Below are 25712 nucleotides of genomic sequence, written 5' to 3' on the forward strand. Positions count from 1 at the left end.
GTCAGCGGATCCGGGGTGCGGTCTTGGGCGCGGGCGGCCCGGCGGCCAGCTCGGCCTTGCCCAGCGGATTGCCGAGCCGGGTGTAGATCAGCCCATGGTCCAGGGCGGCGCGGTACGGCTTGTCCAGCGACTCCCAGATCGCCTTGACGGTGCCCTGGGTCGCCGACGGCGGCTTGGCGGCGATGGTCGCGGCGATCTGGTGGGCGCGCTCCCACAGCTGGCTGCGCTCGACGATCTCGGTGACCAGCCCGATCCGCAGCGCGGTGTCGGCGCCGACCCGTTCGTCGTTGCCCAGCAGCGCCATTCGCAGGGTTTCGCCGAGCCCGATCCGGCGCATCAGGCCGATCGGCTCCAGCGCGGAGACCAGTCCGGCGCTGACGTGCGAGTCGAAGAAGGTGGCCTCGGTCGAGCAGATCACCACGTCGGCCTCGTTGACGAAATACAGCGCCCCCGCGGTGCAGATGCCCTGCACCGCACAGATCACCGGCTTCCACATCTTCTGCCATTTCGGGCTGAGCAGTTCGCCGGGATCCTCGTGGTTCCACACGTTGTCGGGCTGGCCGTAGCTCGACTTCACGTCCAGCCCGGCGCTGAAGGCCCGGTCCCCGGCGGCGCGCAGCACCACCGCGTTGGTGCCCTCGTCGAGCTTGACGATCCGCCACGCCGCGGCCATCTCCTGACACATGGTGCGGTTGAAGGAGTTCAGCCGGTCCGGGCGGTTGAGCGTGATGGTGGCGACCCGGGCGTCCCGGTCGAAGTCCAGCCCGATCGTCTCGAAGTCGGTCATCGGCACTTCCAGACCGGTGCGCGCTTCGCCACGAATGCCCGCGGGCCCTCGGCGGCGTCCTCGGTGCGCACCACCCGCTCCCGGAACGCCTCGGCCAGCATCTCGCCCTCGTGCAGCGGCAGGTCCAGGGTCTTGTGGATCGCCAGCCGGGTGCCGCGAACCGCCAGCGGCGCATTGGAGTTCACCACGGCGGCGATCTCGTGGGCGCGTTCCAGCAGCCGGTCGTGCTCGACGATCTCGGTGATCATGCCGAGCTCGTAGGCGCGCTGCGGGGTCATCCGCTCGTGCTTGCCCATCAGCGCCATCCGCAGCGCGACGGTGCGGGGCAGCACCCGGGCCAGCCGCACCATCTCGCGGGCGGCGACCAGGCCGATGGACACGTGCGGGTCGAAGAAGCTGGCCCGGTCCGAGGCGATCACGATGTCGCCGGTGGTCACCCAGTCCAGGCCGGCGCCGCAGCAGATGCCGTTGATCGCGGCGAGCACGGGTTTGGCCATCCGGCGAAACGGTGGGGTGCCCTCCTGCGGGGCCTCCCACTGGTCGTAGCTGGACAGGTACGGCCGCGAGTAGACGACCTTGCCGTCGTCGGGGATCTCGGTGACGTCGGCGCCGGTGCAGAACGCCCGGCCGGTGCCGGTGACGATGATCAGCCAGACGTTGTCGTCGCCCTCGGCCTGCTCGTAAGCCGCCCGCAGTTCCTCGATCATGTGCGGGGACAGCGCGTTGAGCGCCTGGGGGCGGTTCAGCGTGATGGTGGCGGTGTGGTCGGTGACGTCGTAGCCGATGGTGTCGTAGGCCGGTGGTGCCGACATGTGGGGTTCCCTTCGGTGGTGGTGGCTCAGCGGCCGGTGAAGTCGGGCGCGCGGCGTTCCCGGAAGGCGGCCAGGCCCTCCTTGAAGTCCGCTGTGCGGCAGGCGAGTTCGAGGTTGGACAGTTCGCGGTCCAGGCTGGCCGACAGCGGTGCGTCGGCGCCGAAGGCCAGCGCGGCCTTGGTCAGCCCGAGCGCGACGGTGGGGCCGCCGGCCAGCCGGTGCAGCAGCGCGTCGGCGCGCACGTCGAGCTCGGCCTCGGGGGCGTGGTCGTGGATCAGCCCCCAGTCGGCCGCGGTGGTGCCGTCCACCCGCTCGCCCAGTAGCAGCATCCGGCGGGCCCGGGCCACCCCGACCAGCCGCGGCAGCAGCCAGGTGGCCCCGGAGTCCGGGCCGAACCCGCGCTCGATGAACGGTTCCCAGAGCGTGGCGGTGTCGGCGGCGACGGTGAAATCGGCGGCCAGCGCCAGGTTGGCGCCAAGGCCGGTGGCCCAGCCGCGCACGGTGGCGACCACCGGCAGCTGGATGCCGGCGATCAGTTCGATGACCCGGTGCGCGGTGTGCGGGATGCGGCGCACCAGGTCGCCGGTGCGCGGCCGGGTGGCGCCGGCGTTGGTGGCGACCCAGTCCGCGCCGGCGCAGAAGTGCGCACCGGCCCCGGTGATGCCGATCGCGCGCAGCGAATCGTCGTAGGCGGCCGCCGAGAGCGTCGACACCAGGGTGTCGATCATGGTGTGGCTCAACGCGTTGCGCCGCGATGGCCGGTCCAGGGTGATGCGCAGGATGGCGCCGTCGCGTTCGGTGCGGATCGCACCGTCGTCGCTGCGATCGGCCTCGGTGTCCGCTGCCAAGGTCAGCACCCGCCTTCCGGAACAGTTACGGTGACCCATACAGTATGCGATACGATTACCGCCCGAGTGCAAGTCAGCAAGGAAGGGCCGCATCATGGCCGTCAGCGCCAACACCGACCCGCGCGTGCTCTTCGAGGTCGACCGGGACACCCGCATCGCCACCATCACGTTGAACAATCCCGAGCGGCGCAACTCCTACGACGCGAGCATGCGCGACGCGCTGGAACGCTGCCTGGATACGGTGGCCGACGACGACGACCTCACCGTGGTGCTGCTGCGCGGGGCCGACGGCATCTTCAGCACCGGCGCGGACATGAACAACGCCTACGGCTGGTACGGCGAGGCAGCCGCGCCGGCGGGCGCCAAGCGGTCGCGGCCCAGCCAGCGGCGCCGACTCACGGTGGACCGCAAGACATTCGGCTTCTACCACAATCTGATGGGCTTCCCGAAGGTCACCGTCGGCGAGATCGGCGGCTACGCCCTGGGCGGCGGCTTCGAGATGGCGCTGATGATGGACATCGCCGTGGTCGGCCGCGACACCCGGCTCGGCATGCCGGCCACCCGGTTCCTCGGCCCGGCGCTGGGCAGCCTGCACCTGTTCTTCCACCGGCTCGGCCCGGTGCTGGCCCGGCGGATGCTGCTGACCGGCGACATCATGACGGCCGGCGAGCTGGAGCACCTGGGCGTCTTCACCGAAACCTGCGAGCCGCAGGCCATCGGCGCCCGGGCCCGGTACTGGGCGGCCAAGGCCGCCAAGATGCCCGCCGACGGGGTGGTGATCGCCAAGGAGGCGTTCCGGCTGGTCGAGGCGGCTCAGGCCTACCAGGGCGAGGAGGTCTGCAGCTACCTGTTCCACGCCTACGGCACCAACCTGCAGTTCGCCCCCGGTGAGTTCAACTTCGTCAAGACCCGCGCCGAGCACGGCACCCGGGAGGCGTTCCGGCTGCGCGACGAGCACTTCCACGTGCCCGAGCCGGAGGTCTAGGAGGCCCGGATCCGGCGCTGCGCGTTGTCCAGGATGCAGTTCAGCGTGTAGTCGAAGTTGGTGTCGTCGGCGGCGATGATCTGGTGCCCGGCGGCGCTGACCTGCGCCAGCAGCGGGGTCCGGTCGGCGTCGACGACCATGGTGTCCTCCAGCGCGGTGCCGTCCTCGGCCTTCTGGTGCAGCCGCTGCAGCACCACCGATCCGCGCACGTGCACCGACACCGCCGAGTAGGTGTCGAAGGCGTCCTCCGGCGACAGCCCGGCCTCCACCAGGCTGGCGATCGCCTTCTCCACCTCGAGCACGCCGAGTTCGGCGGCCCGCGGGCTCAGCGCCGAGCGGATCAGGATCAGGTCGCACAGGATCGGGTTGCCCAGAAAGGTGGCCCGCATGGTGCGGGCGTGGTTGCTCAGCGTCTCGCGCCAGTCCCGGGACTCGACGTAGGGGGTGGCGAACGCGTACTGCCGCAGCGCCCGGTCGGTCATCGCGTTGAGCAGGTCATCCTTGCGGCGGAAGTACCAGTAGATGCTCGTCACGCCGACGCCCAGATGCTTGCCCAGCAACGGCATGCTCAGGTTGTCGATGCCGACCTGCTCGGCGAGCTCGAAGGCCCCGGCGATGATGTCGTCGGGGTTGATGGAACCGCGTTCACGCCGTTGCCGCTTCTCCGCGGTGGGCTGTTTTGCCACGCCGGGCACCTCCATTGCCGTGTTCCGTCACATCGATGCGGGATACCGAAATCAATATAGTAGCGTTTTCCGTGGCGCCGCCGGTTCGCGCGTGAGCGCCGACACCCGCCCGGGAGGTTCCATCCATGGCAAACGCACGCGAGGCGCGCGACTGGGCGGCGGAGGCGTTGCGGGGCATCGGGGACTCGCTCTACACCCCGTTCGCCGGGGCCGACGGCGAGGATATCGACTACGACGCCTATCGCGAACTCGTGCGCCACTGCGTCGCCGACCTGGGCCACCCGATGCTGTGGTGCACCAGCGGGGTGGGGGAGTTCTGGTCGTTGACCATCGCCGAACGCAAACGCCTGCTGGAGGTGGCCATCGAGGTCGGCCGGGCGATCAACCCGGATCTGGTGGTGCAGGCCTGCACGGCGGCGACCTCGCCGCTGGATTGCCTGGACCTCACCCGGCACGCCGAGCGGGCCGGCGCCGACATCGCCTATATCCAGACCCCGATGATGGAGACCCACGGCGGGGCCGGGACGCTGCGGTTCGTCAACTACGTCGCCGAGCGCACCGACATCGCGCTGGGCCTGTTCAACTCACCGTCCTCGGGCTATGTGCTCAGCGCCGCGGAGAGCGCGGCGATCTACGCCGCGGTGCCCGCGGTGTGCGCCAGCAAGGAGGGCGCGTTCCGGCCGCGCAACAGCCGGGCGCTGCACGAGCTGGCCCCGGGGCTGGTGATCTGGGAGTGCGACCTGCTGGTCTACCGGGCCGGCTGGCTGGCGCAGGGCATCGTCTGCCCGGCGCAGCTGGGCACCGTCGGGTACCTGCACGAGACCCCGGACCGGCCGATCCTCACCGAGTACTGGGAGCTGATCTACGCCGGCCGGCTGGCCGAGGCCATCGCGCACGCCCGGGACGCCGGGATGGACCGGCTCGAGGCGGACCTGGGTTCGGTGTACACCAGCTACCCGGGCCGGCCGGACTACTTCACCCACTGGGGCGGGGCGTTCAAGCACGCCGCCGCGGTGCTGGGCCTGCCGGTCGGCGACCACCCGGACTCCCGGCCGCCGCAGGACCGGCTGCCGGCGGAGGCCAAGGCCCGGATCGAGCGCGCCTACCTGCGGTCCGCGCTGGTCTGAAGCAGCGCCGCGGCCGGCTTGCGGAAGGTGCTACCGATAGGGGTACAGTATGTATATCCATCGGTCTTCGGAGGAGTGCCGCTTGAGCGTTTCTGAACATCGCGACGACCCCGGCGCGCCCGGGTCCGATGAGGCGGTGCTCTACCAGGTCCGCGACTCCGGGGTGGCGGTGCTGACCTTCAACCGGCCCGAGCGGATGAACGCCTGGGGGCAGGGCCTGTCCACCGGCTTCTACGCCTGCATCGAGCGGGCCGAGGCCGATCCGGCGGTGCGGGTCATCGTCGTCACCGGCAAGGGCCGGGCGTTCTGCGCGGGCGCGGACATGGGCAACCTGGACAGCATCTCGGCCACCACGGTGGAATCGGCGGGCAAGACCGACATCAGCGCGCTGGTGGCGGCCAAACACCCGTATTTCCTGACCCAGCTGAGCAAGCCGGTGATCGTCGCGATCAACGGCTCGGTCGCCGGGATGGGCCTGTCCCAGGCGCTGTTCGCCGATATCCGGTTCGCCGCCGCGGGCGCCAAGTTCTCCACCTCGTTCGCCCGGCGCGGCCTGATCGCCGAGTACGGCATCTCCTGGATCCTGCCGCGGTTGATCGGCTGGGCCCGCGCGGTCGAACTGCTGCTCAGCGGCCGCACCTTCCTCGCCGAGGAGGCCGCCGAACTCGGCCTTCTCACCCGGGTGCTGCCCGCCGAGGAGCTGATGCCCACGGTGCTCGGCTACGCCGACGAGATGGCGCGCAACTGCTCGCCGACCTCGCTGGCGGTGATGAAACAGCAGCTCTACGCCGACGCCGCGATCGGCATGGTGGAAACCAGCGTCAAGGCCGAAGCGCTGATGCACGACTCGATGCGGCGCACCGATTTCATCGAGGGCATCACCGCGTTCTTCCAGAAGCGCCCGCCGAACTTTCCGCCGCTGGCCGACCACCTGACCGCATAGCCACCCGAAAGGACACCCCGATGACCGCAGTGGACACGGGTCCGGAGACCAAGCTGGACTACCGGGCCGTCGACGTCGACAACCACTACTACGAACCGGTGGACGCCTTCACCCGGCACCTGCCCAAGGAGTTCCGCAGCCGCGGCGTGCAGATGGTCCAGGACGGCAAGCGCACCCTGGCGGTGTTCGGCGGGGTGGTCAACCACTTCATCCCGAACCCGCGCTTCGACCCGATCATCGAGCCGGGCTGCCTGGACCTGCTGTTCCGCGGCGAGATCCCCGAGGGGGTGGACCCGGCGTCGCTGATGAAGGTCGACCGGCTCGCCGATCACCCCGAGTACCAGAACCGCGACGCCCGGGTGCAGATCCTCGACAAGCAGAACCTGGAATCGGTGTTCATGCTGCCGACCTTCGCCTGCGGCGTGGAGGAGGGCCTCAAGAGCGACATCGAGGCCACCATGGTCTCGATGCACGCGTTCAACCTGTGGCTCGACGAGGATTGGGGCTTCGACCGGCCCGATCATCGGGTGTACAGCGCCCCGATCATCTCGCTGGCCGACCCGGAAAAGGCCGTCGCCGAGGTCGATTTCGTGCTGAGCCGGGGCGCCCGGCTGGTCTGCGTGCGCCCGGCCCCGGTGCCCGGCGCGGTCCGGCCGCGCTCGCTGGGCGACCCGAGCCACGACCCGGTCTGGGCCCGGCTGGCCGAGGCGGGCATCCCGGTGGTGTTCCACCTGTCGGACTCCGGCTACATGGCCATCCCGGGACTGTGGGGCGGCAGCGGGGTGTTCAAGGGCTTCGGCAAGCGCGACCCGCTGGACATGGTGATCATGGACGACCGCGCCATCCACGACAGCATCGCCGCGATGATCGTGCACCAGGTCTTCACCCGGCACCCCAAGCTCAAGGTGGTCAGCATCGAGAACGGCTCCTACTTCGTCTACCGGCTGATCAAGCGGCTGAAGAAGTCCGCCAACAACGCGCCGCACCACTACAAAGAGGACCCGATCGAGCAGCTGCGGAACAACGTCTGGATCGCGCCGTACTACGAGGACGACGTGAAGCTGCTCGCCGACACCATCGGCGTGGACAAGATCCTGTTCGGCTCGGACTGGCCGCACGGCGAGGGCCTGGCCGACCCGACCTCCTTCACCGCCGACATCCCGCAGTTCCCGGAGTTCAGCCACCAGGACACCCGAATGGTGATGCGGGAGAACGCGTTGACGCTGCTGAGCACGAACTACCCGGCCTGAGGTCCAGATGCCGGAATGGACGGTGGGGGCGGTCCTCGACGAGATCGCCGCGGCGGCGCCGGACCGGGTGATGACGGTCTCCGGTGCGCGCCGCAGCAGCTACGGCGAGACCGCGCAGCGCACCGGCAGGCTGGCGAACTTTCTGGCCGGCCGGGGCTTCGGCGCGCACCGCGAGCGCGCCGAGCTGGCGAACTGGGAGTGCGGGCAGGACCGGGTCGCGCTGATCATGTACAACGACCAGTACCTGGACATGGTGATCGGCGCCACCAAGGCCCGGGTGGTGCCGGTCAACGTCAACCACCACTACACCCCGGCCGAGGTCGCCGAACTGCTGGCCTACCTGCGCCCGCGCGGGGTGATCTACCACCGCGGGCTGGGCGCCAAGTTCGCCGAGGTGCTGTCCGGCGACGGCGGGCTCGAGCTGCTGATCAGCGTCGAGGACGGCAGCGACGCGGAGCCGCTGCCGGGGGCGCTGACCCTCGACGACGCGCTGGCCGCCGGCGGCCGCGACGCCGACATCACCCCGTCGCCCGACGACCTGATCATGGTGTGCACCGGCGGCACCACCGGCCGGCCCAAGGCGGTGATGTGGCGCCAGGGCGACGCCTACGTCAACTCGATGAACGGCGCCGACCACGACGACCCCGCCGAGATCCGGCAGAAGCTGGGCTATCAGGGACCGCCCTGGTTCGCGGTGTCCCCGCTGCTGCACGCCGCCGGGCTGTGGACGGCGCTGGCCGGGGTGCTCAACGGCCTGACCGTGGTGCTGCACGACACCGCCACGCGCTTCGATCCGCGCGAGGTGCTGACGACCGCGCAGCGCGAGGGGGTCGGCCTGATGACCATGGTGGGCGATGCCTACGCCGGGCCGATCGCCGCCGAACTGGCCCGCGCCGACTACGACCTGTCCGCGCTGTACGCGATCGGCACCGGCGGCGCGGGCACCAACGTCGCCAACCAGGAGGCGCTGCTGCGCCGGCTGCCGGCGATCACCCTGATCAACGGCTACGGCTCCTCGGAGACCGGGAACGTCGGGTTCGGCCGCAGCCAGGTCGGCGAGCGCACCGACACCTTCACCTTCCGCGACGGCGGGCGGGTGCTGTCGGCCGACCGGACCCGGTTCCTGCAACCCGGCGACCCGGAGATCGGCTGGGTCGCGCGATCCGGCCGAATCCCGTTGGGCTACTTCGACGATGCCGACGCCACCGCCGCGACGTTCCCGCAGATCGGTGGGCTGCGGGTGGTGATCGCCGGGGACCGGGCCGCCCTGGAGACCGACGGCACCCTGCGGCTGCTCGGCCGGGACTCGATGGTGGTCAACACCGGCGGGGAGAAGGTCTTCGTCGAGGAGGTCGAGGAGGTGCTGCGCGGGCACCCCGGCGTCGCCGACGCCCTGGTCGTCGGCCGCGACAGCGCGCGCTGGGGCCAGGAGGTGGTGGCGCTGGTGGCCGTCGGCGACGGGGTCGACCCGGACGCTCTGACCGCGGCGCTGGACCGGGCCTGCACCGACCGGCTGGCCCGGTTCAAGGTCCCAAAGCAGCTGCTCTTCGTCCCGGCGATCCGCCGGCTCGGCAACGGCAAACCCGACTACCGGTGGGCCAAACAACAAGTGATGCAGGGAAATTCATGACAGCACCGCAACGCGTGATCGACTGCCTGGTCAACGTGCACTTCGGTGAGACCGCGGTGCAGCCGCAGTTCATGACGAAGGTCCGCGACGACTACTTCAAGGGCCCCAAGTCGATGTTCGACCCGGTCGACCTCGGCGAGCTGCTCGAGGAGATGGACGCCAACGGGGTGGCGCGGGCCATCCTGATGGACAACCTGGCCAAGCCGTCGGCCACCGCCCGGTCCTTCGTCGAGCAGCGCCCGGACCGGTTCTCGCTGGCCATCGGCGGGGTGAACCTGCTGCGACCGGTCGGCCCGCTGCGCGAGCTGACCGCGCTGGCCGCCGACCTGCCGGTCAGCTACGCGGTGGTCGGCCCCAGCTTCTGGGGCGACGGCCAGTACCCGCCCAGCGACGCGGTGTACTACCCGCTGTACGCCAAGTGCGCCGAGATCGGGCTGCCGCTGTGCGTCAACACCGGTATCCCCGGCCCGCCGATCCCCGGCGAGGTGCAGAACCCGATCCACCTGGACCGGGTCTGCGTGCGGTTCCCCGAGCTGAAGCTGTGCATGATCCACGGCGCCGACCCGTGGTGGGACATCGCGATCCGGATGCTGATCAAATACCGCAACCTGCGGCTGATGACCTCGGCCTGGTCGCCCAAGCGGCTGCCCGACGAACTGCTGCACTACATGCGCACCCGCGGGCCGGACAAGGTCATCTTCGCCTCCGACTGGCCGGTGCTGCGTCAGCACCGCGTGGTGCCGGAGGCCGCGGCGCTGGACCTGCCACCGGAGGTCCTGGACAACTACCTCTACAACAACGCCCAGCAGTTCTTCTTCGAAACCCAGGAGCAGTGACCGGAATGGATCGCTACGAGTTGCGCCGGCTGGACTACAGCCTGACCGAGGACCACCGGGACCTGGTCACCGCCTACCGGCAGTTCTTCGACGCCCACTGCGGCATCGAAACCGTCTGGGCGGCCGAGGAATCCGGCTTCGACAAGGCGCTGTGGGAGCGGCTGTGCGCGATGGGCGCGGCGTCGATGGCGGTGCCGGAATCCGCCGGCGGCGACGGCGCCACCCTGGTGGATCTGGCCCTGGTCGCCGAGGAACTCGGCCGCGCGGTCGCCCCGGTGCCGTGGATCGACCATGTCTGCGCGACCCGGCTGTGGGCGCGCCTGGGCGGGGTCGACGCCGAGGCCGTCGACGGATCGCGAATCGTCGGGCTGGACCCGCGGCTGGAGGTCACCGCCGGCCGCCGGCTGATCGGCACCGCCGCGGTCGCCGATCGGCTGATCCTGCGCGACGGCGACGACGTCGTGCTGCTGGAGTTCGACACCGTCGGCCCGCGGGTGGACAACCTGGGCCGGCTGCCGATGGCCTGGGTCGACCCGGCCGAGGCCAACCGGCGCAGCGTGCTCGGCTCCGGCCCGGCGGCGATCGCCGAATATCAACGCGCGCTGGACGAATGGCGGATGCTGACCGCCGCCGCGCTGGCCGGGCTGGTCGAGCAGACCATGACCATCGCCGCCGAGTTCGCCAAGTCCCGCTACACCCTCGGCGTGCCGATCGGCACCCTGCAGGCGATCTCGCACCCGCTGGCCAACATGGCGATCGTGGTGCAGGGCGGCCGCAACCTGGCCCGCCGGGCGGCCTGGTTCCTGGACAACGAGCCGCAGGCCCGGCCGGAGCTGGCGGCCTGCGCATTCGTCTTCATGGCCGAGGAGGCCGGCAAGGCCGCCACCATGGCGGTGCACATCCAGGGCGGGCTGGGCGTCTCCACCGAGGCCGCCGCCACCGCCTACCTGGTGCGCGCGCGGGCCTGGCCGCTGGCCGGCGGCGATCCGGCCGCCAGCGCCCGGCACATCGCCGGGATCATCGCCACCCGTGAGACCGAACTCGCCGAAGGGGCCTGAGCCAGCATGGATTTCTCCACCGTAGAACTTGACGCGGACGACGCCGCCTTCCACGCGCAGGTCCGCGAGTTCCTGACCGCGACGGTCACCGACGAGGTGCGCCGCCGGGACCGGGAGACCGGCGACAACTTCGACGAGGCCGTGCACCTGGCGATCGGCGAGCGCGGCTTTCTGGAGCAGGAGTACCGCACCAAGTCCGGTGCCGGGTTCTCCCGGGTGCGGCGTCGGATCTGGGAACTGGAGAAGCGCCGGGTGCACACCCCGTGGGTCACCTGGGGCACCACCCAGCTGGTCGCGCACGCGGTGGAGATGTTCGGCAAGCCCGAACTGGTCGCCGAGGTGCTGCCCGGGGTGTTCACCGGCGAGGTCCGGATGTGCCTGGGCTACACCGAACCCGAGGGCGGCTCGGACATCGCCACCTGCAAGACCCGTGCGGTCCGGGACGAGGGCGGATCGGGCTGGATCATCAACGGCGCCAAGATGTTCACCACCGGCGCGCACAACTGCCAGTACGTCTTCCTGATCACCAACACCGACCCGGAGGCCCCCAAGCACAAGAGCATCTCGATGTTCCTGGTGCCGCTGGACACCCCCGGCATCGAGATCCAGGGCATCCGGACCGTCGACGGCGACCGCACCAACATCGTCTACTACAGCGACGTCCGGGTCGACGACAAGTACCTGCTCGGCGAGGCCAACGGTGGTTGGACGGTGCTGCGCGGGCCGCTGGACGCCGAGCACGGCGCGGTCGCCGCCGACGCCGACGGCCTGGCCGACCCGGCGATCATGGCGCACCAGGCCGGGTTCATGTCCGCCGCGGTGGACGCCGTGGCCGCGCACGTCGGCACCCCCGGGCCGGGTGGCACCCGGCTGGTCGAGGAGGGCTCGGTCGGTTACCGGCTGGGCCGCAGCGCCGCCCGGCTGGAGGCCGCGCTGTCCACCCCCGGCATCTTCGGCCGGGTGGCCCAGGCGCAGACCATGCGGGAGATCGGCCCGGATCTGATGGATCTGGCCGGACCGGCGAGCGTGCTGCCACTGGGGACCGCCGGCGCCGCCGACGGCGGCGCCGCGGAGTACCTGTACCGGTTCGCGCCGCTGGCCGGGATCTACGGCGGCACCCTGGAGGTGTTCCGCAACATGATCGCCCAGCACGTGCTGGGACTGGGCAAGCCGAACTACTCGCCGCCGCGGAGGTGACGCTCGCCACCATCAAGTAAGGTAAGGCTTACCTGATGGTATGGTCGGGCCCATGACGACGCCGGTGTGGATGGCGGCGCCCCCGGAGGTTCACTCGGCCCTGTTGTCGGTGGGTCCCGGGCCCGCCCCACTGCTCGCCGCCGCGACCGCGTGGGCCGGGCTGAGCAGTGCATATGCCGACACGGCCGCCGAGCTGGCCGCGGTGCTGGGCGCCGTGGAGGCCGGCGGGTGGGACGGGCCGAGCGCCGCCCAGTACCTGACCGCGCACCTGCCGTATCTGGCCTGGTTGGCCACCAACAGCGCCCAGAGCGCGATGCTGGCCGCCCAGCACGAGGTGGTCGCCGCGGCATACTCCGGGGCGTTGGCGACGATGCCGACGATGGCCGAGATTGCCGCCAACCACGCCACCCGGGCGGTGCTGGTCGCCACCAACTTCCTCGGCATCAACACCATCCCGATCGCGGTCAACGAAGCTGACTACCTACGGATGTGGGTCCAGGCGGCGACCACCATGGCGACCTATCAGAGCATTGCCGGGGCCGCCCTGTCCGCGGCCCCCGCCGCCGCGGCGGCCCCGCCGATCCTGGCCCCCGGGTTGGGGGAGGTCGGCATCGCCGCCGCGGCGATGCCGACCTCGGCGCTGTGGGAATCGGCCCAGTCCGGTCGGGCGCTGTCGACCGCCGACGCCGGCGGCAACCGGCTGATCCCCAATCCGATCTACGAGTGGCTGGCGGCCAACGACCCGATCGACAACTGGCTGGCCGGCACTTCCGAGCACTTCCACGGCATGTACCTGATGCTGCGGGACATGATCTTCGACCCGGTCAACACCACGATCGGGCTGGGCCAGGCGATCGCCCAGGAGGGCATCGGCGCGATCCTGCCCGGCGGCAGCTTCCAGAACATGTTCTTCGTGTTCGCCTACGCCGGAGTGTTCGCGGTGATCGGCACCCCGCTGTACTCGGTGCTGGCGGCACCGGCCATGGCGGTGATCCCGCTGACGCTCGGACTGGCCGGGATGGGCAACTATCTTCAGGCGCCGGTCCCCGAGGCTGCCGGAATCCCGCCGGGCGCGCAGGACCGGATCGATCCGGTGGCCCCGATCGGGACCGCGCCGGCCGGGATGGCCGCGCCGACCGCGGCCCCGGCCGCGCCGGCTCCGGCACCCGCCCCGGCACCCGCTCCGGCGCCCGCTCCGGCGCCGGCGGGTGTCGAAGCCATCGGCTACGGCGTCGGCCCCGGCGGTCCGGGGGTGGGATTCGGGCCCGGTCTGCGCGGCGCAGCAGAGGCGACGTCGCCGGTGTCCGCGGCCGCCGCCGCAGCAGCGCCGGCCGCTGCTGCGGCGGCGCACCGTCGTGCCGCCAACGCCCGCCGCCGCCGCGGCGCCGCTGCCACCCAGCGCGGGTACCGCGACGAGTACATGACGCTCGATGACACTCCGGACGGAAACAGCGCGGCACCCCCGCCGCGGCCGGTGACCATCGCCGCCTCGGGAAATGGTGCCGGAACACTGGGTCTTTCGGGCGCCACCGCCGAACCGGATGCGGCCGCCGGGCTGGCCACACTGGCCTCGGACGGCTACGGCAACGGGCCGACCGAACCGATGCTGCCGGCGGACTGGAAAGCCAAAACCGACTGAGCTTCGACGTCCGCTGCGCACTCAGGCGATCGCGCCGGACTCCTTGAGCTCGGCGATCCGATCCCAGTCCAGCCCGAGGTCCATCAGTACCAGCTCGGTGTGCTCGGAGGCCTGCGGGGCCCGGGTGGTCTGCAGCGGTTCATGGTTGAACTGCACCGGCCCGCGGACCACCTTGAACGGCTTGCCGCCGTCGGTCGCCTCGACCTCGACGACCATGTCGTTGGCCAGGGCTTGGGCGTCGGCGCCCAGATCCACCAGGCTCTGAAACGGTGCCCACTGCCCGCGCATGGTCTTGAGGTGCTCGCGCCAGTGCTCAAACGGCCGGGCCCGGATCGCCTCGGCGATCAGCCGGACCCCGGCCTCGGCGTTCTCGATCAGCGGCAGCACGTCGTTGAACCGCGGATCGTCGGCCAGCTCGGCCAGGCCGAGATGCTCCCAGGTGTCCCGGATGTAGCCGGTCGGGCTGACGATGCACAGGTTGATGATGCCGCCGTCGGCGGTCAGGTAGTTGGCCATGAACGGGTTCACCGAGGTGGCGTTGTCGGGCAGCACCGAGCGCATCGTCTCGCCGGACTCCAGGCCCTGGGTGACGCTGGCCCCGGCCGCCCACCACGCGGTGCTCAGCAGCGACACGTCGATCTCGGCGGTCTCCCCGGTGCGTTCGCGGTGCAGCAGCGCCGCGGCGATGCCGCCGGCGATGTTCATCCCGCCGATCGAGTCGCCGAACGCCGGAATGCCCTGGGACAGTGCGCCGCCGAGCTCCTCGGGGGTCAGCGCGTGCCCGATGCCGCTGCGGGTCCAGAACGCGGTGCCGTCGAAGCCGCCGGTGTCGCGCTCGGGCCCCTTGTCCCCGTATGCGCTGCCGCGGGCGTAGACGATGTCCGGGTTGACCGCGCGGATGTGCTCCAGGTCGAACTTGTGCCGTTGCCGCTGTGCGGGCAGGTAATTGGTCAGGAAGACATCGGCGGTGCGGGCGATCTCGTAGAGCACCTGCTGGCCGCCGGGGGTGGACACGTCGACGCCGACGCTGCGTTTGCCCCGGTTCGGGTGCTCGATCAGCGGGTGCCGGTTCGGGTCCATCGCGAAGCCGCCCATGTTGACGAAGCCGCGCTGGGTGTCGCCGCGCACCGGGTGCTCGATCTTGATGACGTCGGCGCCCCAGTCCGCCAGGATCGCCCCGGCGGCCGGCACGAAGGTGAACTGGGCAACCTCGAGTACCCGGATGCCCTGCATGGGTTTGTACACGCGCGTCCCTCTCAGGCCGGATGGCCGATTGTCTTGATCTCCAGGTATTCCCGGAAACCCTCGTCGCCATTGCGCCGGCCCAGCCCGCTTTGTTTGGTGCCGCCGAACGGGCTGGTCAGCCCGAAGTGGCTGCGGCCGTTGACCGTGACGTTACCGGTGCGCAGCCGCCGGGCGATCGCGAACGCCCGGTCGGCGTCGGCGCCGGACACCTCGCCGGACAGCCCGTAGATGGAGTTGTTGGCGATCGCGACGGCCTCGTCGTCGGTGTCGTACGGCGTCACGGTGAGCACCGGACCGAAGATCTCCTCCTGGGCGATCCGGCTGTTCGGGTCCACCTCGGCCAGCAGGGTGGGCTCGGTGTAGTAGCCGACCGGCAGGTTCGCCGGGATGCCGCCGCCGGTCACCAGTCGGGCGCCGTCGGCGACGCCGGAGGCGATCAGGCCCAGTACCTTTTCGCGCTGGGCTTCGGAGATCTGCGGGCCCTGCAGCACCGACGGGTTCCACGGGTCACCGACCGAAGTGGCCGCCATCGCCGCCTGGAGAATCTCGATGCCCTCGTGGTAGCGGCTGCGCGGCAACAGGATCCGGCTGGCCATGATGCAGGCCTGCCCGGACATCACGCAGGCCACCATCGCCGACATCGGCAGCACCCGCTCCAGCTTCGCGTCGTCGAGCACCACATGCGCCGACTTGCCGCCGAGTTCCATGATGGTTTTCTTCACCGTCGGGGCGGCGGCGGCCAGGATGGCCCGGCCGGTGGCCGTCGACCCGGTGAAGGTGATCATGTCCACCCGCGGATCGGCCGACAGCGCGGCGCCCACCGCGTTGGCGTTGGACGTGACCACGTTGAACACCCCGGCCGGGATGTCGGTCTCCTCGGCGACGATCCGGCCCAGCTCGCTGCCCGACCACGGGGTCAGCTGCGCGGGCTTGAGCACCACGGTGTTGCCGGCCATCAGCGCCGGCACCGTCTGGGCGATGTTCAGGTAGAACGGGACGTTCCACGGGGTGATCGCGCCGACCACGCCGACCGGTTCGAAGGACAACGTCCGGCGCGCGGTGCCGATCACCGCCCGGTGCACGCCGGTGTCGACCAGGTAGTCGAAGTCACGGCCGTAGTCGGCCCAATGTTTGACCTCGGCGATCGGGTCCTCGATCTGGCTGCCGGTCACGCTGATCGGGCAGCCCACCTCGGTGACCACGATGCGGCGCAGCCGCTCCTTGTTGCGCTCCAGTGCGTCGTGCAGTTGCATCAGGCAGTGCTGGCGGAAGGCGACATCACCCGACCAGTCTCCGGTGTCGAACGCGGTGCGGGCCGCGCCGATGGCGCGTTCCAGGTCGGCCACGGTGCCGTCGGCGGCGGTGCCCACCACCTGCGCATTGCCGGGGTGGATCACCTCGAACCGGGCGCCGCCGGTTGCTCCGGTCAGCTCGCCGTCGATGAGCAGGCGCGGGTCCCCGGCGAGAATGCCGGTGGCGCCGGCGGTTTGGGGCGCTGCGGGCTGTTGGGTCGCTGTGGGCTTTTGGGTCACGGGCTCAGCTTCCGGTCGCGGTGCGTTGGGGCGGGTGGATCGCGGCGGGGTCGGGGTTGGCGATCGGCAGGCCGATGAACCGCCGCGCGTTGTCGCCCATGAAGTCGTAGCTGCGCCGGGTGTCCATGCCCTCGGCGTAGCGCCAGAAGCCCTTCGGCTCGGCCAGGCCCTCCGGGTGCGGATAGTCCGAGCCGAACAGCACCCTGTCCCAGCCGACGGTGTTGACCACGTCGGACACGCAGCCCTCCCAGAATGGGCTGACCCAGATGTTGCGGCGGAACACCTGGTGCGGATGCTCGGGGAAGTTCTGCGGCATTTTCTTGTAGAGATCCTCGAAATCGTTGAACAGCGGGATGATCCAGCCGCTGCCGTTCTCCACGCTGGCGATCCGCAGTCCCGGGAACCGGGTCAGGGTGCCGTGACAGATCAGCGCGGTGATCATGTCGGCGATCTCGCGATGCCCCAGCACCATCCAGCGGAACGCGCTCTGGGTCATGAAGTTCTGGGTGTGCGGCGGTTCCCAGCGCCCGACGTAGTCATCCAGCGGCGGGTAGCTGGCGTGCAGCACGATCGGCAGCCCGGCGGCCTGCACATCGCGCCAGAACGGGTCGAACTCGGTCAGCGCGGGGGAGCGCCAGCCGTGCAGGCCGTTGACCGGCCCGGGTTTGATCAGCGCGGCCTTGGCGCCGCGCTCCAGCACCCAGGCCAGTTCCCGCTGCGCGGCATCGACCTCGGAGAGGTTGATGATCGGGGTGCTGAACACTCGGTCGGCGTGGTTGAACCCCCAGTGCTCGGCGATCCACGCGTTGAGCGCGTGGACGATCGCCAGGGTCAGCTGCGGGTCGTCGGCGCTGGAGTGCTCGACCAGGCTGCCGAGGGTGGGGTAGTTCAGTGCCTCGCGCACCCCCTGGCGGTCCAGTTCGGCGATCCGGTCGGCCGGGTTGCGGGTGGCCGCCGGGGCCTCGATGGCCGCACCCTGCATCTCTCGCAGCGTCAGGCCCTCGACGTTGCGACCGGCGAAGAACTTCTCGTGCGCGCCGGGGGCGGCGACCCGCTCGAAGGTCGGGTTCGGGATGAAGTCGGTGACCCGGTTGTTGATCACCACCCGGGTCTGCCTGCCGATCTGGGCGTACTGCACCGCGCGGGCGTAGCGCTCGGGCAGGAACTTGGTCAGCGCGTCGACCGTCTCGTACATGTGCTGGTCGGCGTCGAAGATCGGTGCGCCGGTGAACTGTTCGGACATCGGGGTCCCTTCCGGGGTGCGGCGGTCAGCGGGGCGGCGGTCAGAGGGTCAACACCGTGGCGGCTGCGGTGCCCGGGGCGCCGTAGAGCTGGGTGAAGCCGACTCGCGGATTGCCCGGTACCTGCCGGGCGCCGGCCTGGCCGCGCAGTTGCCGGACGATCTCGTGGATCTGACGCAGACCGGAGGCACCGATCGGCTCGCCGTTGGCGATCAGCCCGCCGTCGGTGTTGATCGGCATCGCGCCGCCGATCTCGGTGGCGCCGGTGGCCAGCAGCCGCTCCTGCTCGCCGTCGGGGCAGAAGCCGCATTCGGCCATGTGGATGATCTCCGCGCCGGCGTCGGTGTCCTGCAGTTGGATGACGTCGACGTCTTCCGGGCCGACGCCGGCCCGTTCGAACGCGGCGCGGGCGGCGTACACCGTCGGGGCGACGTCCTCGGCGACCGGGGCGAAGGTGGTGTTGACCTCGTAGGCGCCGTAGTTGCGGGTGCGTACCTCCACCGCCCGCAGGTACACCGGCGTGCTGGTGTAGCGGTGCGCGATGTCGGCGCGGCACATCACCACCGCGGCGGCGCCCTCGTCGGGGGCGCAGAACATGTACTGGGTCAGCGGGTAGTTCAGCATGGCCGAGCCGAGGATGTCGTCCTCGGAGATTTCCTTGCGGCGGAACGCATTCGGGTTCAGCGCGCCGTTGCGGAAGTTTTTGTTGGCGACCTTGGCCAGGGTGCGCTGGGAGATGCCGTGGCTGTGCAGGTAACGGTTGGCCTTCATGCCGAAGAACTGGGTGGTCAGGTACTGGCCGTTCTCGGCGTACCAGCGCGGCATGCCGACCAGCGCCGGGTCCTCGGTGAACGCGCCCTTGGGGTGTTTGTCCAGGCCGACGGCGATGCCGATGTCGTAGTCGCCGAGCCGGATGCCGTCGGCGCAGGCCTTGGCGGCGCTGGCGGCCGTCGCGCAGGCGTTGAACACGTTGGTGAACGGGATGCCGGTCAGGCCCAGCATTCCGACGATGGCGTCCGGGTTGGCCACCGTCCAGCTGCCGCCCGCGGCGGCCTGGACGTCGCTCCACCGCAGGCCGGCGTCGGCGACGGCGGCGAGCATCGCCTCGACCCCCATCGCCATGGCGGTCTTGCCCTCGAACCGGCCGAACGGGTGCAGGCCCACGCCGATGATCGCCACGTCGTTCACGCCGGCTCCCTCTGAATTGACTACCTAACCGTAATGCTTACAGTAGCCTATCTGGTGTGGTGTCCCGCGTCGAACACAAGACCACCTTCTGCCGCATCTGCGAGCCGCTGTGCGGCATGGTCGCCACCGTCACCGATGGCCGGCTGACCGAGCTGCGCCCGGACCGCGAGCATCCACTGTCGGCCGGGTTCGCCTGCCCGAAGGGCATCGCGTTCACCGACATCGTCAACGACCCGGACCGGGTGCTGACCCCGCTGCGCCGCGGTCCGGGCGGCTTCGAGCCGGTTGACTGGGACACCGCGCTCGACGACATCGCCGCCCGGCTGGCCGCGATCCACCGCAGGCACGGCTCCGGGGCGATCGGCTGGTACTTCGGCAACCCGGCCGCGTTCAGCTACGCCCACCTGATGGCGGTGTTCCCGTTCGTCAAGGGCCTGGGCCGGCGCACCCACCTGTTCAGCTCCTCCTCGCAGGACACCAGCAACCGGCTGCTGGCCAGCCAGCTGCTCTACGGCGCGCCGCTGGCGGTGCCGATCCCGGACCTGTCACGCACCGACCTGCTGGTGATGATGGGCTCCAATCCGGTTGTCTCGCACGGCAGTTTCCTGACCGCCCCGCGGATCAAGGACCGGATGAGCGACATCGTCCGGCGCGGCGGGCGGGTGCTCGTCGTCGACCCGCGGCGCACCGAGACCGCCGCCGCCTTCGAGTGGCAGCCGATCGCCCCGGACGGCGACGCCTACCTGCTGCTGTCGCTGCTGCAGGTGCTGTTCGACGAGCACCTGGTCGACGAGGCCGCCGTCGCGTCTCGCGCCGACGGACTGGACTGGCTGCGCGGGCAGTGCGCCGGCTTCACCCCGGAGGCCACCGCCGCGCGCACCGGCATCGATCCGCCCGCGGTGCGCGCGCTGGCCCGGGAATTGGCCGGCACGCCGCGCGCCGCGGTGTACGGCCGGTTCGGCACCTGCGTGGGCCGTCACCCCACCCTGACCGCGTACCTGATCGACGTGGTCAACCTGGTCTCCGGGCACCTCGACGAACCGGGTGGCAGCGTGTTCGCCACCATGGGCGCCCCCGGCCAGCGGCTGTCGATGGCGCTGATGGGTGCGGTGCTGCGCCGGTCCTACCGCCGGCGCAGGTCCCGGATCGGGGGTTTCCGGCAGGTGGTGGGCGCCGAGCCCGCCGCGATCATGGCCAAGGAGATCGCCACCGAGGGCCGCGACCGGATCCGCGCGCTGTTCGTCAGCGCCGGCAACCCGGTGCTTTCGGTGCCCAACGGCGACGAGTTGGAGGCGGCGCTGGCGGGCCTGGAACTGATGGTCGGCCTGGACCTCTACGTCACCGAGACCACCGCGCACTGCGACTACCTGCTGCCGGTCACCACCATGTACGAGCGTGACGACTTCGCCGTGGTCTTCCAGAACTTCCAGACCACCCCGTTCCGGCAGGCCACCGAGGCCGTCGTCGCGCCGTACGGGCAGTGCCGCAGCGAATGGGACATCATCGCCGGGCTCACCGGGCGACTCTGGCGGCGCGCGCCGGTGCTGGCGGTGCTGGCCGGGGCCCGCCGGCTGGCGGGCCGGCGCTGGAGTCCGCGGCCGCTGGTGAACGCGATGATCCGCACCGGCCAGGGCGGTGACCGGTTCGGGCTGCGCCGCGGCGGCCTGACCTTCGACCGGCTGACCCGCGAGCATCCGCACGGGGTGGTCCTCGACGACCACGTGCGCACCCCGATGCTGAGGTCGCTGGTGACCTATCGGGGGCGCCGGATCCGGTTGGAGCACCACGACATCGGTGCCGAGATCGCCGCGGCGGCGGGCCACCGCGATCCGCCGGAGTTCCCGATGCGGCTGATCGGGATGCGCCAGGTCCGCTCGGAGAACTCCTGGATGCACAACTCCGCGGCGCTGATGGGTCCGGTGCTGCGGCGCGGCGGGGCGGCGCAGGGGGCTCGGATGCAGACCGCCCCGCAGGGGGCGCTGATGCATACCGCCGATGCGGCCGAGCTCGGCATCGTCGAGGGCGACGCGGTGCGGATCAGCTCGGCGACCGGGTCCATCGAGATCCCGGTCGGCCTGACCGACGAGATGGTGCGCGGGGTGGTGGCCGTCGCGCACGGCTGGGGCCATCGCGGCAGCGGCGGCTGGCGGCTGGCCAACCGGCTCGGCGGGGTGAACGTCAACCGGCTGAACTCCACCGAGCTGGCCGACATCGAGCCGCTGGCCGGGATGTCGCGGCTCTCTGGGGTGGCGGTGCGGGTCGAACGGATCGACGCCGGGCTGGCGCCGGATTGCTGAACTGTACTACTGTAACCATTACAGTTGACCGTCCCGAATAGAGCTACAGGAAAGAGGCGCCGGGTGGCCGAGCCGGGGAGTGACCGCGCCGCACTGCAGGCGATCCTGGACGCCCAGCGGGCCGCATTCGTGGCCGAGGGGCCGGCGTCGCTGGCCGTCCGGCTGCACCGGATCGACCGGCTGTCGGCCCTGCTGCTGGAGAACACCGAGGCGTTCGCCGAGGCGACGGGCACCGACTTCGGCACCCGATCCCGCTCGGCGTCGCTGTTCACCGAGATCATCGGCATCCTGCCGCTCATCGAGCACACCCGCAAGCACACCGGCCGGTGGATGAAACCGACCCGGCTGATGCCGGCCGGCCGGCTGTTCGGGCTGCGCGGCGAGGTTCGGCCCAGCCCGCTGGGGGTGGCCGGCATCATCGGGCCGTGGAACTTCCCGGTGCACCTGGTGGTGCTGCCCGCCGTCGCGGCGTTGGCCGCGGGCAACCGGGTGATGATCAAGATGTCCGAAATCACCGGGCGCACCGCCGATCTGATGGCCGAGCTGGCGCCGCGGTACTTCGACGAGACCGAGCTGGCGGTCGTCACCGGCGGCCCCGAGGTCGCGGCGACGTTCGCCGGGCTGGCCTTTGACCACCTGTTCTTCACCGGGTCCCCGGAGGTCGGCAAGCGGGTGCAGCGCGCGGCCGCCGACAACCTGGTGCCGGTCACCCTGGAACTCGGCGGCAAGAACCCCGTGGTGGTGGCGCCCGGGCAGGGCGCCGCCGACATCGCCCGCGCCGGCGCCCGGATCGCCACCGCCCGGATGGTCAACGGCGGTCAGGTGTGTGTCTGCCCGGACTACGTGCTGGTGCCCGATCAGCAGGTCGACCGGTTCGTCGCGGCGGCCCGCGACCGACTGCGCGCGATGTTCCCCGCCATCATCGACAACCCGGACTACTGCTCCTCGGTCGATGAGCCCAACTTCGATCGGGTGCTCGGGCTGATCGAGGACGCCCGGGCCCGCGGCGCCGACGTCGAATCGGTGGCCCCGGCCGGGGAACGGCTGCCCGATCGCGGCACCCGCAAGATCGCGCCCACCCTGATCCGGGGCGTCACCGACGGCATGCAGATCGCCGAGCAGGAGGTCTTCGGCCCGGTGCTGGCGGTGCTCGGCTACCGGGACCTGGCCCAGGCGATGGACTACATCAACGCCCGACCCGCGCCGCTGGTGGCCTACTGGTACGGCCCCGGCGACCACGCCTTCGAGCGTTTCGTCCGCGGCACCCGCTCCGGCGGGGTGGCGCGCAATGATTTTGCCGCCCAAATGATCCCGGCCGACGCACCGTTCGGCGGGGTCGGCCGCAGCGGCACCGGCGCCTACCACGGCAAGGCCGGGTTCGACGCGTTCAGCCATTACCGGACGGTGGTCGGCACCGACCTGCCGTTCTCCCTGACCGGAACGGCCGCGCCGCCGTTCCGGCTGCCGATGCGGCTGTACGCCGACGCCGCGCTGGCCCGGGCCCGGCGCAAGGCCCGGCGCCGACTCAACCGGTCCGGCGATCACCGAGCAGGAGGGCAGCGATGACCGCGACCGCGGTGGTGTTCGACCCGTTCTCGCAGGACTTCTTCAACAGCCCGCACGAGATCTACCGGCGGCTGCGCGACGAGGCACCGGTCTACTACAGCCCGGAGTACGACTTCTACGCGCTGTCCCGGCACGACGACGTCGCCGCCGCGTTCAAGGACCACGACACCTACTCCTCGGCCTACGGGGTGGACCTCGCGCAGGTGCGCAAGGGCGAGGTCACCAAGCACGGCGGGATCATCGCGATGGACCCGCCGGCGCACCGGCGGATGCGCAGCCTGCTCAACAAGGTGTTCACCCCGCGGGCCATCGAGGCCCGCCGTGAGCTGGTCACCAGCACCATCGACGCGGTGCTGGGGCGGGTGAACCCGGCCGGCTTCGACTTCGTGCAGGACTTCTCGGCGCGGTTCCCGGTCGAGGTGATGACCATCATGCAGGGCGTGCCGGAGGCCGACCGCCAGCAGATCCGGCTGTGGATCGACGACTTCCTGCACCGTGATCCCGGCCAGGTCGAGATGAGCGAGGGCGGGCTGAAGTCCGCCATCGAGATGTCGGTGTACTACTACCAGCTGATCAAGGCGCGGCGCAAAGACCTCGGTGAGGATCTGCTGTCGAAGCTGATCGAGTCGGAGATCGAGCGCGAGGACGGCGAGCTGACGCCGCTGAACAGCCTGGAGATCACCGAGTTCGCCGTGCTGCTCGGCGGGGCGGGCGCCGAGACGGTGACCAAGCTGCTCGGCACCGCCGCGGTGGTCTTCGCCCGCAACCCCGAGCAGTGGCAACTGCTGCTGGAGGACCGCGCCCTGGTGCCGTTGGCGGTCGAGGAACTGCTGCGGTACGAGGCACCGGCCCAGTACAACGTGCGCCGGTCGATGCGCGAGGTGACCCTGCACGGGGTGACCATTCCGGCGGGCAAGCCGGTGTTCCTGGTCGGCGGCTCGGCCAACCGGGACCCGCGGGCCTGGACCGACCCGGACACCTTCGAGCTGCGCCGGGATCGCGCCGAGGCGCAGAACCTGGGCTTCGGCTACGGCATCCACAGCTGCCTGGGGGCGGCGCTGGCCCGGATGGAAAGCGTTGTCGCGCTGCAGAAGATGCTGGACTTCATGCCGCGTTACCAGGTCGACTGGGCGGGCTGTCGCCGGGTGAACATGCAGAACGTGGCGGGTTGGAGCAACGTCCCGGTTCGGGTGCTCGACTAATCGGTTGCCAGCGCGTCGATCAACGCGTCGGTGCTGGTGACCGTCGTCAGCAGCGCCAGGGTGTTCGTGATGACCGCCGCCCCGTACTCGGTGGGGATCCCGGCCACCGCGTCGCGGGGCAGCACCACCCGGTAGCCGGCATTGACCGCGTCCATCACCAGATTGGGGATCGCGACGTTCAGGGACACCCCGACCGCGACGATGGTCTGCACACCCAGGTTGCGCAGCACGGCATCCAGATCGGTCCCGCCCATCGGGCCGAGTCCGTGCCAGCGGGCCAGCACCAGATCGGTTGGCTCCGGACCGAACTCGGGCAGCAGCGTGGCACCCTCGGTGCCCGGGGTGATGTCCACGCCGGCTTGGCCGATGGCGAACAGTTTGGCGTTGTGGTTGGAGCCGCGCCCGTCGGGGCGGCGCTGCACCAGGCAGTGCACCACCTGCGTTCCCGCGGCCCGGGCGATCGGCAGCAGTCGGGCGATGTTGGGCAGTGCCTCGCGGCGCGCCTCCTCGGCGAGTGCCGCCAGCCCGGCGTTGGGTCCGACCACCGCACCCTGAAGTTCCTGGGTGATCACCGCGGTGGTCGCCGGGTCCAGCCGCAGGGTCATGTCGCCGGTTCGACGTCGTAGAACTGGGTCGCCCACTTGCGCAGCGCCATATAGTGTTTGGCGTCGACCCTGGCCAGTGGCGGGCGCTCGATGTAGATCTGGTGTTCCCAGATGTCGACGTCCTCCCACACCGTCTTGAGGAACTTGCGCTCGACGGTCTCGCGGACATGCGGCGGCGGGACGTCGGAGGTTTCGCCGGGCTCCTTGGGCCACCAGATCGAATAGAACATGTCCGAGGTCTCGTCGTCGACCGGGGTGCAGGCGAAGATCAGCCGGTGATTGGAGGCGCCCTCGAAGGCGCTCATGGCGAAGCCCAGGCCCGAGTAATGGCTGTGGATCCGCATCGCCATCTTGTCCGGGTCGTCGCTGCGGGCGTCGGGCCAGCCGGTCAGGAACCGCCATTCCTCCCCGACGCCGGCCCACTCCAGGCAGACCGGGGTCACGGTGGCCTTGTGCACGTACCGGAAATGCGAACTGTCCGGGGCGTTTTCGGCGACGATCTGCGGGTGCACGTGGATGCCGTCGGCGCGCCGAGAGAACTCCGGATACGGCCGGTAGTAGGCGTTCGGGTCGGTCTCGAACTGCGGGAACTTGCCGAAGATGTCCGGCAACTCCCACTGCGGCGGCTCGCCGTGCGGGTGGTGCCAGAGGAAGATCGCGCCGTATTGCTCGGCCACCGGGTAGCTGCGCAGCTTGAGCGCCCGGTTGGGGCGATCGGGCTGATACGGGATGTAGGTGTTGTCGCCGCACGGGCCCCAGCGCCAGCCGTGGAACGGGCACTCGATGCAGTCGCCGACCACGGTGCCGCCGTGACCGATGTGCGCGCCGAGGTGCTTGCAGTGCGCCTCCAGCACGTGCAGGTCGCCGGCCTCGTCGCGGTAGGCCGCCAGGTCCTCGCCGAAGTAGCGCAGCGCCTTGACGTCGCCGGGGGAGTACTCGGCGGACCAGCCGATCATGAACCAACCGGTGACTTTCCAGGTGAACGGCACCTTCACGGAGTCGGCCTTTCTCGATACGAAGAGTTACGGAATAGATTAC

Annotated in this window: 22 protein-coding genes; 12 read left to right on the top strand and 10 right to left on the bottom strand. The window is 70.6% G+C overall.

Annotated elements, in window-relative coordinates; translation table 11 throughout:
• Position 1: 1 nt before the first annotated feature.
• The 3 genes from G6N10_RS17195 to G6N10_RS17205 are packed head-to-tail and all read right to left on the bottom strand — an operon-like array spanning position 2 to position 2456.
• On the bottom strand, positions 2 to 787 hold the full coding sequence (locus G6N10_RS17195) for an enoyl-CoA hydratase/isomerase family protein (RefSeq protein ID WP_085099884.1): 786 nt from the start codon (positions 785 to 787) through the stop codon (positions 2 to 4).
• Positions 784 to 1599 carry an enoyl-CoA hydratase/isomerase family protein gene (locus tag G6N10_RS17200; protein ID WP_085099589.1) on the bottom strand — a complete coding sequence of 272 codons (816 nt, stop codon included), beginning with the start codon at positions 1597 to 1599 and terminating at the stop codon, positions 784 to 786. The genes G6N10_RS17195 and G6N10_RS17200 overlap by 4 nt, the downstream gene beginning before the upstream one ends.
• 26 nt (positions 1600 to 1625) lie before the next feature.
• Positions 1626 to 2456: an enoyl-CoA hydratase/isomerase family protein gene (locus G6N10_RS17205; protein ID WP_234810658.1), complete on the bottom strand. Its 831-nt coding sequence runs from the start codon at positions 2454 to 2456 to the stop codon at positions 1626 to 1628.
• An 85-nt stretch (positions 2457 to 2541) separates the two neighbouring features.
• Here G6N10_RS17205 and G6N10_RS17210 point away from each other — a divergent pair, with 85 nt between their 5' ends.
• Positions 2542 to 3432 carry an enoyl-CoA hydratase/isomerase family protein gene (locus tag G6N10_RS17210; protein ID WP_085099595.1) on the top strand — a complete coding sequence of 297 codons (891 nt, stop codon included), beginning with the start codon at positions 2542 to 2544 and terminating at the stop codon, positions 3430 to 3432.
• Here the strand turns inward: G6N10_RS17210 and G6N10_RS17215 are convergent.
• The gene (locus G6N10_RS17215) at positions 3429 to 4118 is read right to left on the bottom strand and encodes a TetR/AcrR family transcriptional regulator (RefSeq protein WP_085099887.1); all 690 of its coding nucleotides are present in this window, start codon (positions 4116 to 4118) and stop codon (positions 3429 to 3431) included. The genes G6N10_RS17210 and G6N10_RS17215 overlap by 4 nt on opposite strands.
• A 125-nt stretch (positions 4119 to 4243) precedes the next feature.
• Here G6N10_RS17215 and G6N10_RS17220 point away from each other — a divergent pair, with 125 nt between their 5' ends.
• From G6N10_RS17220 to G6N10_RS17255, 8 genes are all read left to right on the top strand, one after another.
• Positions 4244 to 5245, top strand: a complete 1002-nt coding sequence (locus G6N10_RS17220; protein ID WP_085099598.1) for a dihydrodipicolinate synthase family protein — start codon at positions 4244 to 4246, stop codon at positions 5243 to 5245.
• 82 nt (positions 5246 to 5327) lie between these two features.
• Positions 5328 to 6188, top strand: a complete 861-nt coding sequence (locus tag G6N10_RS17225; protein WP_234810659.1) for an enoyl-CoA hydratase — start codon at positions 5328 to 5330, stop codon at positions 6186 to 6188.
• Between the two features lie 20 nt (positions 6189 to 6208).
• Positions 6209 to 7438, top strand: a complete 1230-nt coding sequence (locus G6N10_RS17230; RefSeq protein ID WP_085099604.1) for an amidohydrolase family protein — start codon at positions 6209 to 6211, stop codon at positions 7436 to 7438.
• A gap of 7 nt (positions 7439 to 7445) precedes the next feature.
• A complete protein-coding gene (locus G6N10_RS17235) occupies positions 7446 to 9068 on the top strand; it encodes an AMP-binding protein (RefSeq protein ID WP_085099607.1) in 1623 nt (540 codons plus the stop codon).
• Positions 9065 to 9904 carry an amidohydrolase family protein gene (locus tag G6N10_RS17240; RefSeq protein WP_085099610.1) on the top strand — a complete coding sequence of 280 codons (840 nt, stop codon included), beginning with the start codon at positions 9065 to 9067 and terminating at the stop codon, positions 9902 to 9904. The genes G6N10_RS17235 and G6N10_RS17240 overlap by 4 nt, the downstream gene beginning before the upstream one ends.
• A 5-nt stretch (positions 9905 to 9909) precedes the next feature.
• Positions 9910 to 10962 carry an acyl-CoA dehydrogenase family protein gene (locus G6N10_RS17245; RefSeq protein ID WP_085099613.1) on the top strand — a complete coding sequence of 351 codons (1053 nt, stop codon included), beginning with the start codon at positions 9910 to 9912 and terminating at the stop codon, positions 10960 to 10962.
• Positions 10963 to 10968: 6 nt separating this feature from the next.
• Positions 10969 to 12159 (top strand): acyl-CoA dehydrogenase family protein, encoded by a 1191-nt coding sequence (locus G6N10_RS17250; RefSeq protein WP_085099616.1) that lies wholly within the window; start codon positions 10969 to 10971, stop codon positions 12157 to 12159.
• Positions 12160 to 12211: 52 nt separating this feature from the next.
• Positions 12212 to 13798, top strand: coding sequence for a PPE domain-containing protein (locus G6N10_RS17255; RefSeq protein WP_109750617.1), 1587 nt, complete (start codon positions 12212 to 12214; stop codon positions 13796 to 13798).
• 21 nt (positions 13799 to 13819) lie between these two features.
• Here the strand turns inward: G6N10_RS17255 and G6N10_RS17260 are convergent, their stop codons facing one another.
• The 4 genes from G6N10_RS17260 to G6N10_RS17275 form a co-directional block, all read right to left on the bottom strand.
• On the bottom strand, positions 13820 to 15031 hold the full coding sequence (locus G6N10_RS17260; RefSeq protein WP_085099893.1) for a CaiB/BaiF CoA transferase family protein: 1212 nt from the start codon (positions 15029 to 15031) through the stop codon (positions 13820 to 13822).
• Positions 15032 to 15054: 23 nt separating this feature from the next.
• Positions 15055 to 16512, bottom strand: a complete 1458-nt coding sequence (locus G6N10_RS17265; RefSeq protein ID WP_085099897.1) for an aldehyde dehydrogenase family protein — start codon at positions 16510 to 16512, stop codon at positions 15055 to 15057.
• Between the two features lie 67 nt (positions 16513 to 16579).
• Positions 16580 to 17818, bottom strand: a complete 1239-nt coding sequence (locus G6N10_RS17270) for an amidohydrolase family protein (protein WP_085099618.1) — start codon at positions 17816 to 17818, stop codon at positions 16580 to 16582.
• Between the two features lie 40 nt (positions 17819 to 17858).
• A complete protein-coding gene (locus G6N10_RS17275) occupies positions 17859 to 19004 on the bottom strand; it encodes a thiolase family protein (RefSeq protein WP_085099620.1) in 1146 nt (381 codons plus the stop codon).
• 56 nt (positions 19005 to 19060) lie between these two features.
• Between G6N10_RS17275 and G6N10_RS17280 the strand changes: the two genes are divergently transcribed.
• The 3 genes from G6N10_RS17280 to G6N10_RS17290 all read left to right on the top strand — a co-directional run bounded on the left by G6N10_RS17280 (position 19061) and on the right by G6N10_RS17290 (position 24069).
• Positions 19061 to 21301, top strand: a complete 2241-nt coding sequence (locus G6N10_RS17280) for a molybdopterin-dependent oxidoreductase (protein WP_109750610.1) — start codon at positions 19061 to 19063, stop codon at positions 21299 to 21301.
• 63 nt (positions 21302 to 21364) lie between these two features.
• The gene (locus tag G6N10_RS17285) at positions 21365 to 22867 is read left to right on the top strand and encodes an aldehyde dehydrogenase family protein (RefSeq protein ID WP_109750611.1); all 1503 of its coding nucleotides are present in this window, start codon (positions 21365 to 21367) and stop codon (positions 22865 to 22867) included.
• A complete protein-coding gene (locus G6N10_RS17290) occupies positions 22864 to 24069 on the top strand; it encodes a cytochrome P450 (RefSeq protein ID WP_085099626.1) in 1206 nt (401 codons plus the stop codon). The genes G6N10_RS17285 and G6N10_RS17290 overlap by 4 nt, the downstream gene beginning before the upstream one ends.
• Here the strand turns inward: G6N10_RS17290 and G6N10_RS17295 are convergent.
• Both G6N10_RS17295 and G6N10_RS17300 read right to left on the bottom strand, forming a co-directional pair.
• Positions 24066 to 24674 (bottom strand): cysteine hydrolase family protein, encoded by a 609-nt coding sequence (locus G6N10_RS17295; protein WP_085099628.1) that lies wholly within the window; start codon positions 24672 to 24674, stop codon positions 24066 to 24068. The two genes, G6N10_RS17290 and G6N10_RS17295, sit on opposite strands and share 4 nt — an antisense overlap.
• Positions 24671 to 25669, bottom strand: a complete 999-nt coding sequence (locus G6N10_RS17300) for an aromatic ring-hydroxylating oxygenase subunit alpha (protein ID WP_085099630.1) — start codon at positions 25667 to 25669, stop codon at positions 24671 to 24673. The genes G6N10_RS17295 and G6N10_RS17300 overlap by 4 nt, the downstream gene beginning before the upstream one ends.
• Between the last annotated feature and the right edge of the window lie 43 nt (positions 25670 to 25712).

Source organism: Mycolicibacterium fallax (genome assembly GCF_010726955.1).
In the GTDB taxonomy this organism is placed as follows: domain Bacteria; phylum Actinomycetota; class Actinomycetes; order Mycobacteriales; family Mycobacteriaceae; genus Mycobacterium; species Mycobacterium fallax.

Excerpts from the sequence above, each read along its gene's own strand:
- G6N10_RS17200 (WP_085099589.1), bottom strand. The coding sequence starts at position 1,599 with ATGTCGGCACCACCGGCCTACGACACCATCGGCTACGACGTCACCGAC.
- G6N10_RS17270 (WP_085099618.1), bottom strand. The coding sequence starts at position 17,818 with ATGTCCGAACAGTTCACCGGCGCACCGATCTTCGACGCCGACCAGCAC.
- G6N10_RS17260 (WP_085099893.1), bottom strand. The coding sequence starts at position 15,031 with ATGCAGGGCATCCGGGTACTCGAGGTTGCCCAGTTCACCTTCGTGCCG.
- G6N10_RS17255 (WP_109750617.1), top strand. The coding sequence starts at position 12,212 with ATGACGACGCCGGTGTGGATGGCGGCGCCCCCGGAGGTTCACTCGGCC.
- G6N10_RS17295 (WP_085099628.1), bottom strand. The coding sequence starts at position 24,674 with ATGACCCTGCGGCTGGACCCGGCGACCACCGCGGTGATCACCCAGGAA.
- G6N10_RS17210 (WP_085099595.1), top strand. The coding sequence starts at position 2,542 with ATGGCCGTCAGCGCCAACACCGACCCGCGCGTGCTCTTCGAGGTCGAC.
- G6N10_RS17220 (WP_085099598.1), top strand. The coding sequence starts at position 4,244 with ATGGCAAACGCACGCGAGGCGCGCGACTGGGCGGCGGAGGCGTTGCGG.
- G6N10_RS17230 (WP_085099604.1), top strand. The coding sequence starts at position 6,209 with ATGACCGCAGTGGACACGGGTCCGGAGACCAAGCTGGACTACCGGGCC.
- G6N10_RS17235 (WP_085099607.1), top strand. The coding sequence starts at position 7,446 with ATGCCGGAATGGACGGTGGGGGCGGTCCTCGACGAGATCGCCGCGGCG.
- G6N10_RS17195 (WP_085099884.1), bottom strand. The coding sequence starts at position 787 with ATGACCGACTTCGAGACGATCGGGCTGGACTTCGACCGGGACGCCCGG.
- G6N10_RS17250 (WP_085099616.1), top strand. The coding sequence starts at position 10,969 with ATGGATTTCTCCACCGTAGAACTTGACGCGGACGACGCCGCCTTCCAC.
- G6N10_RS17245 (WP_085099613.1), top strand. The coding sequence starts at position 9,910 with ATGGATCGCTACGAGTTGCGCCGGCTGGACTACAGCCTGACCGAGGAC.
- G6N10_RS17240 (WP_085099610.1), top strand. The coding sequence starts at position 9,065 with ATGACAGCACCGCAACGCGTGATCGACTGCCTGGTCAACGTGCACTTC.
- G6N10_RS17290 (WP_085099626.1), top strand. The coding sequence starts at position 22,864 with ATGACCGCGACCGCGGTGGTGTTCGACCCGTTCTCGCAGGACTTCTTC.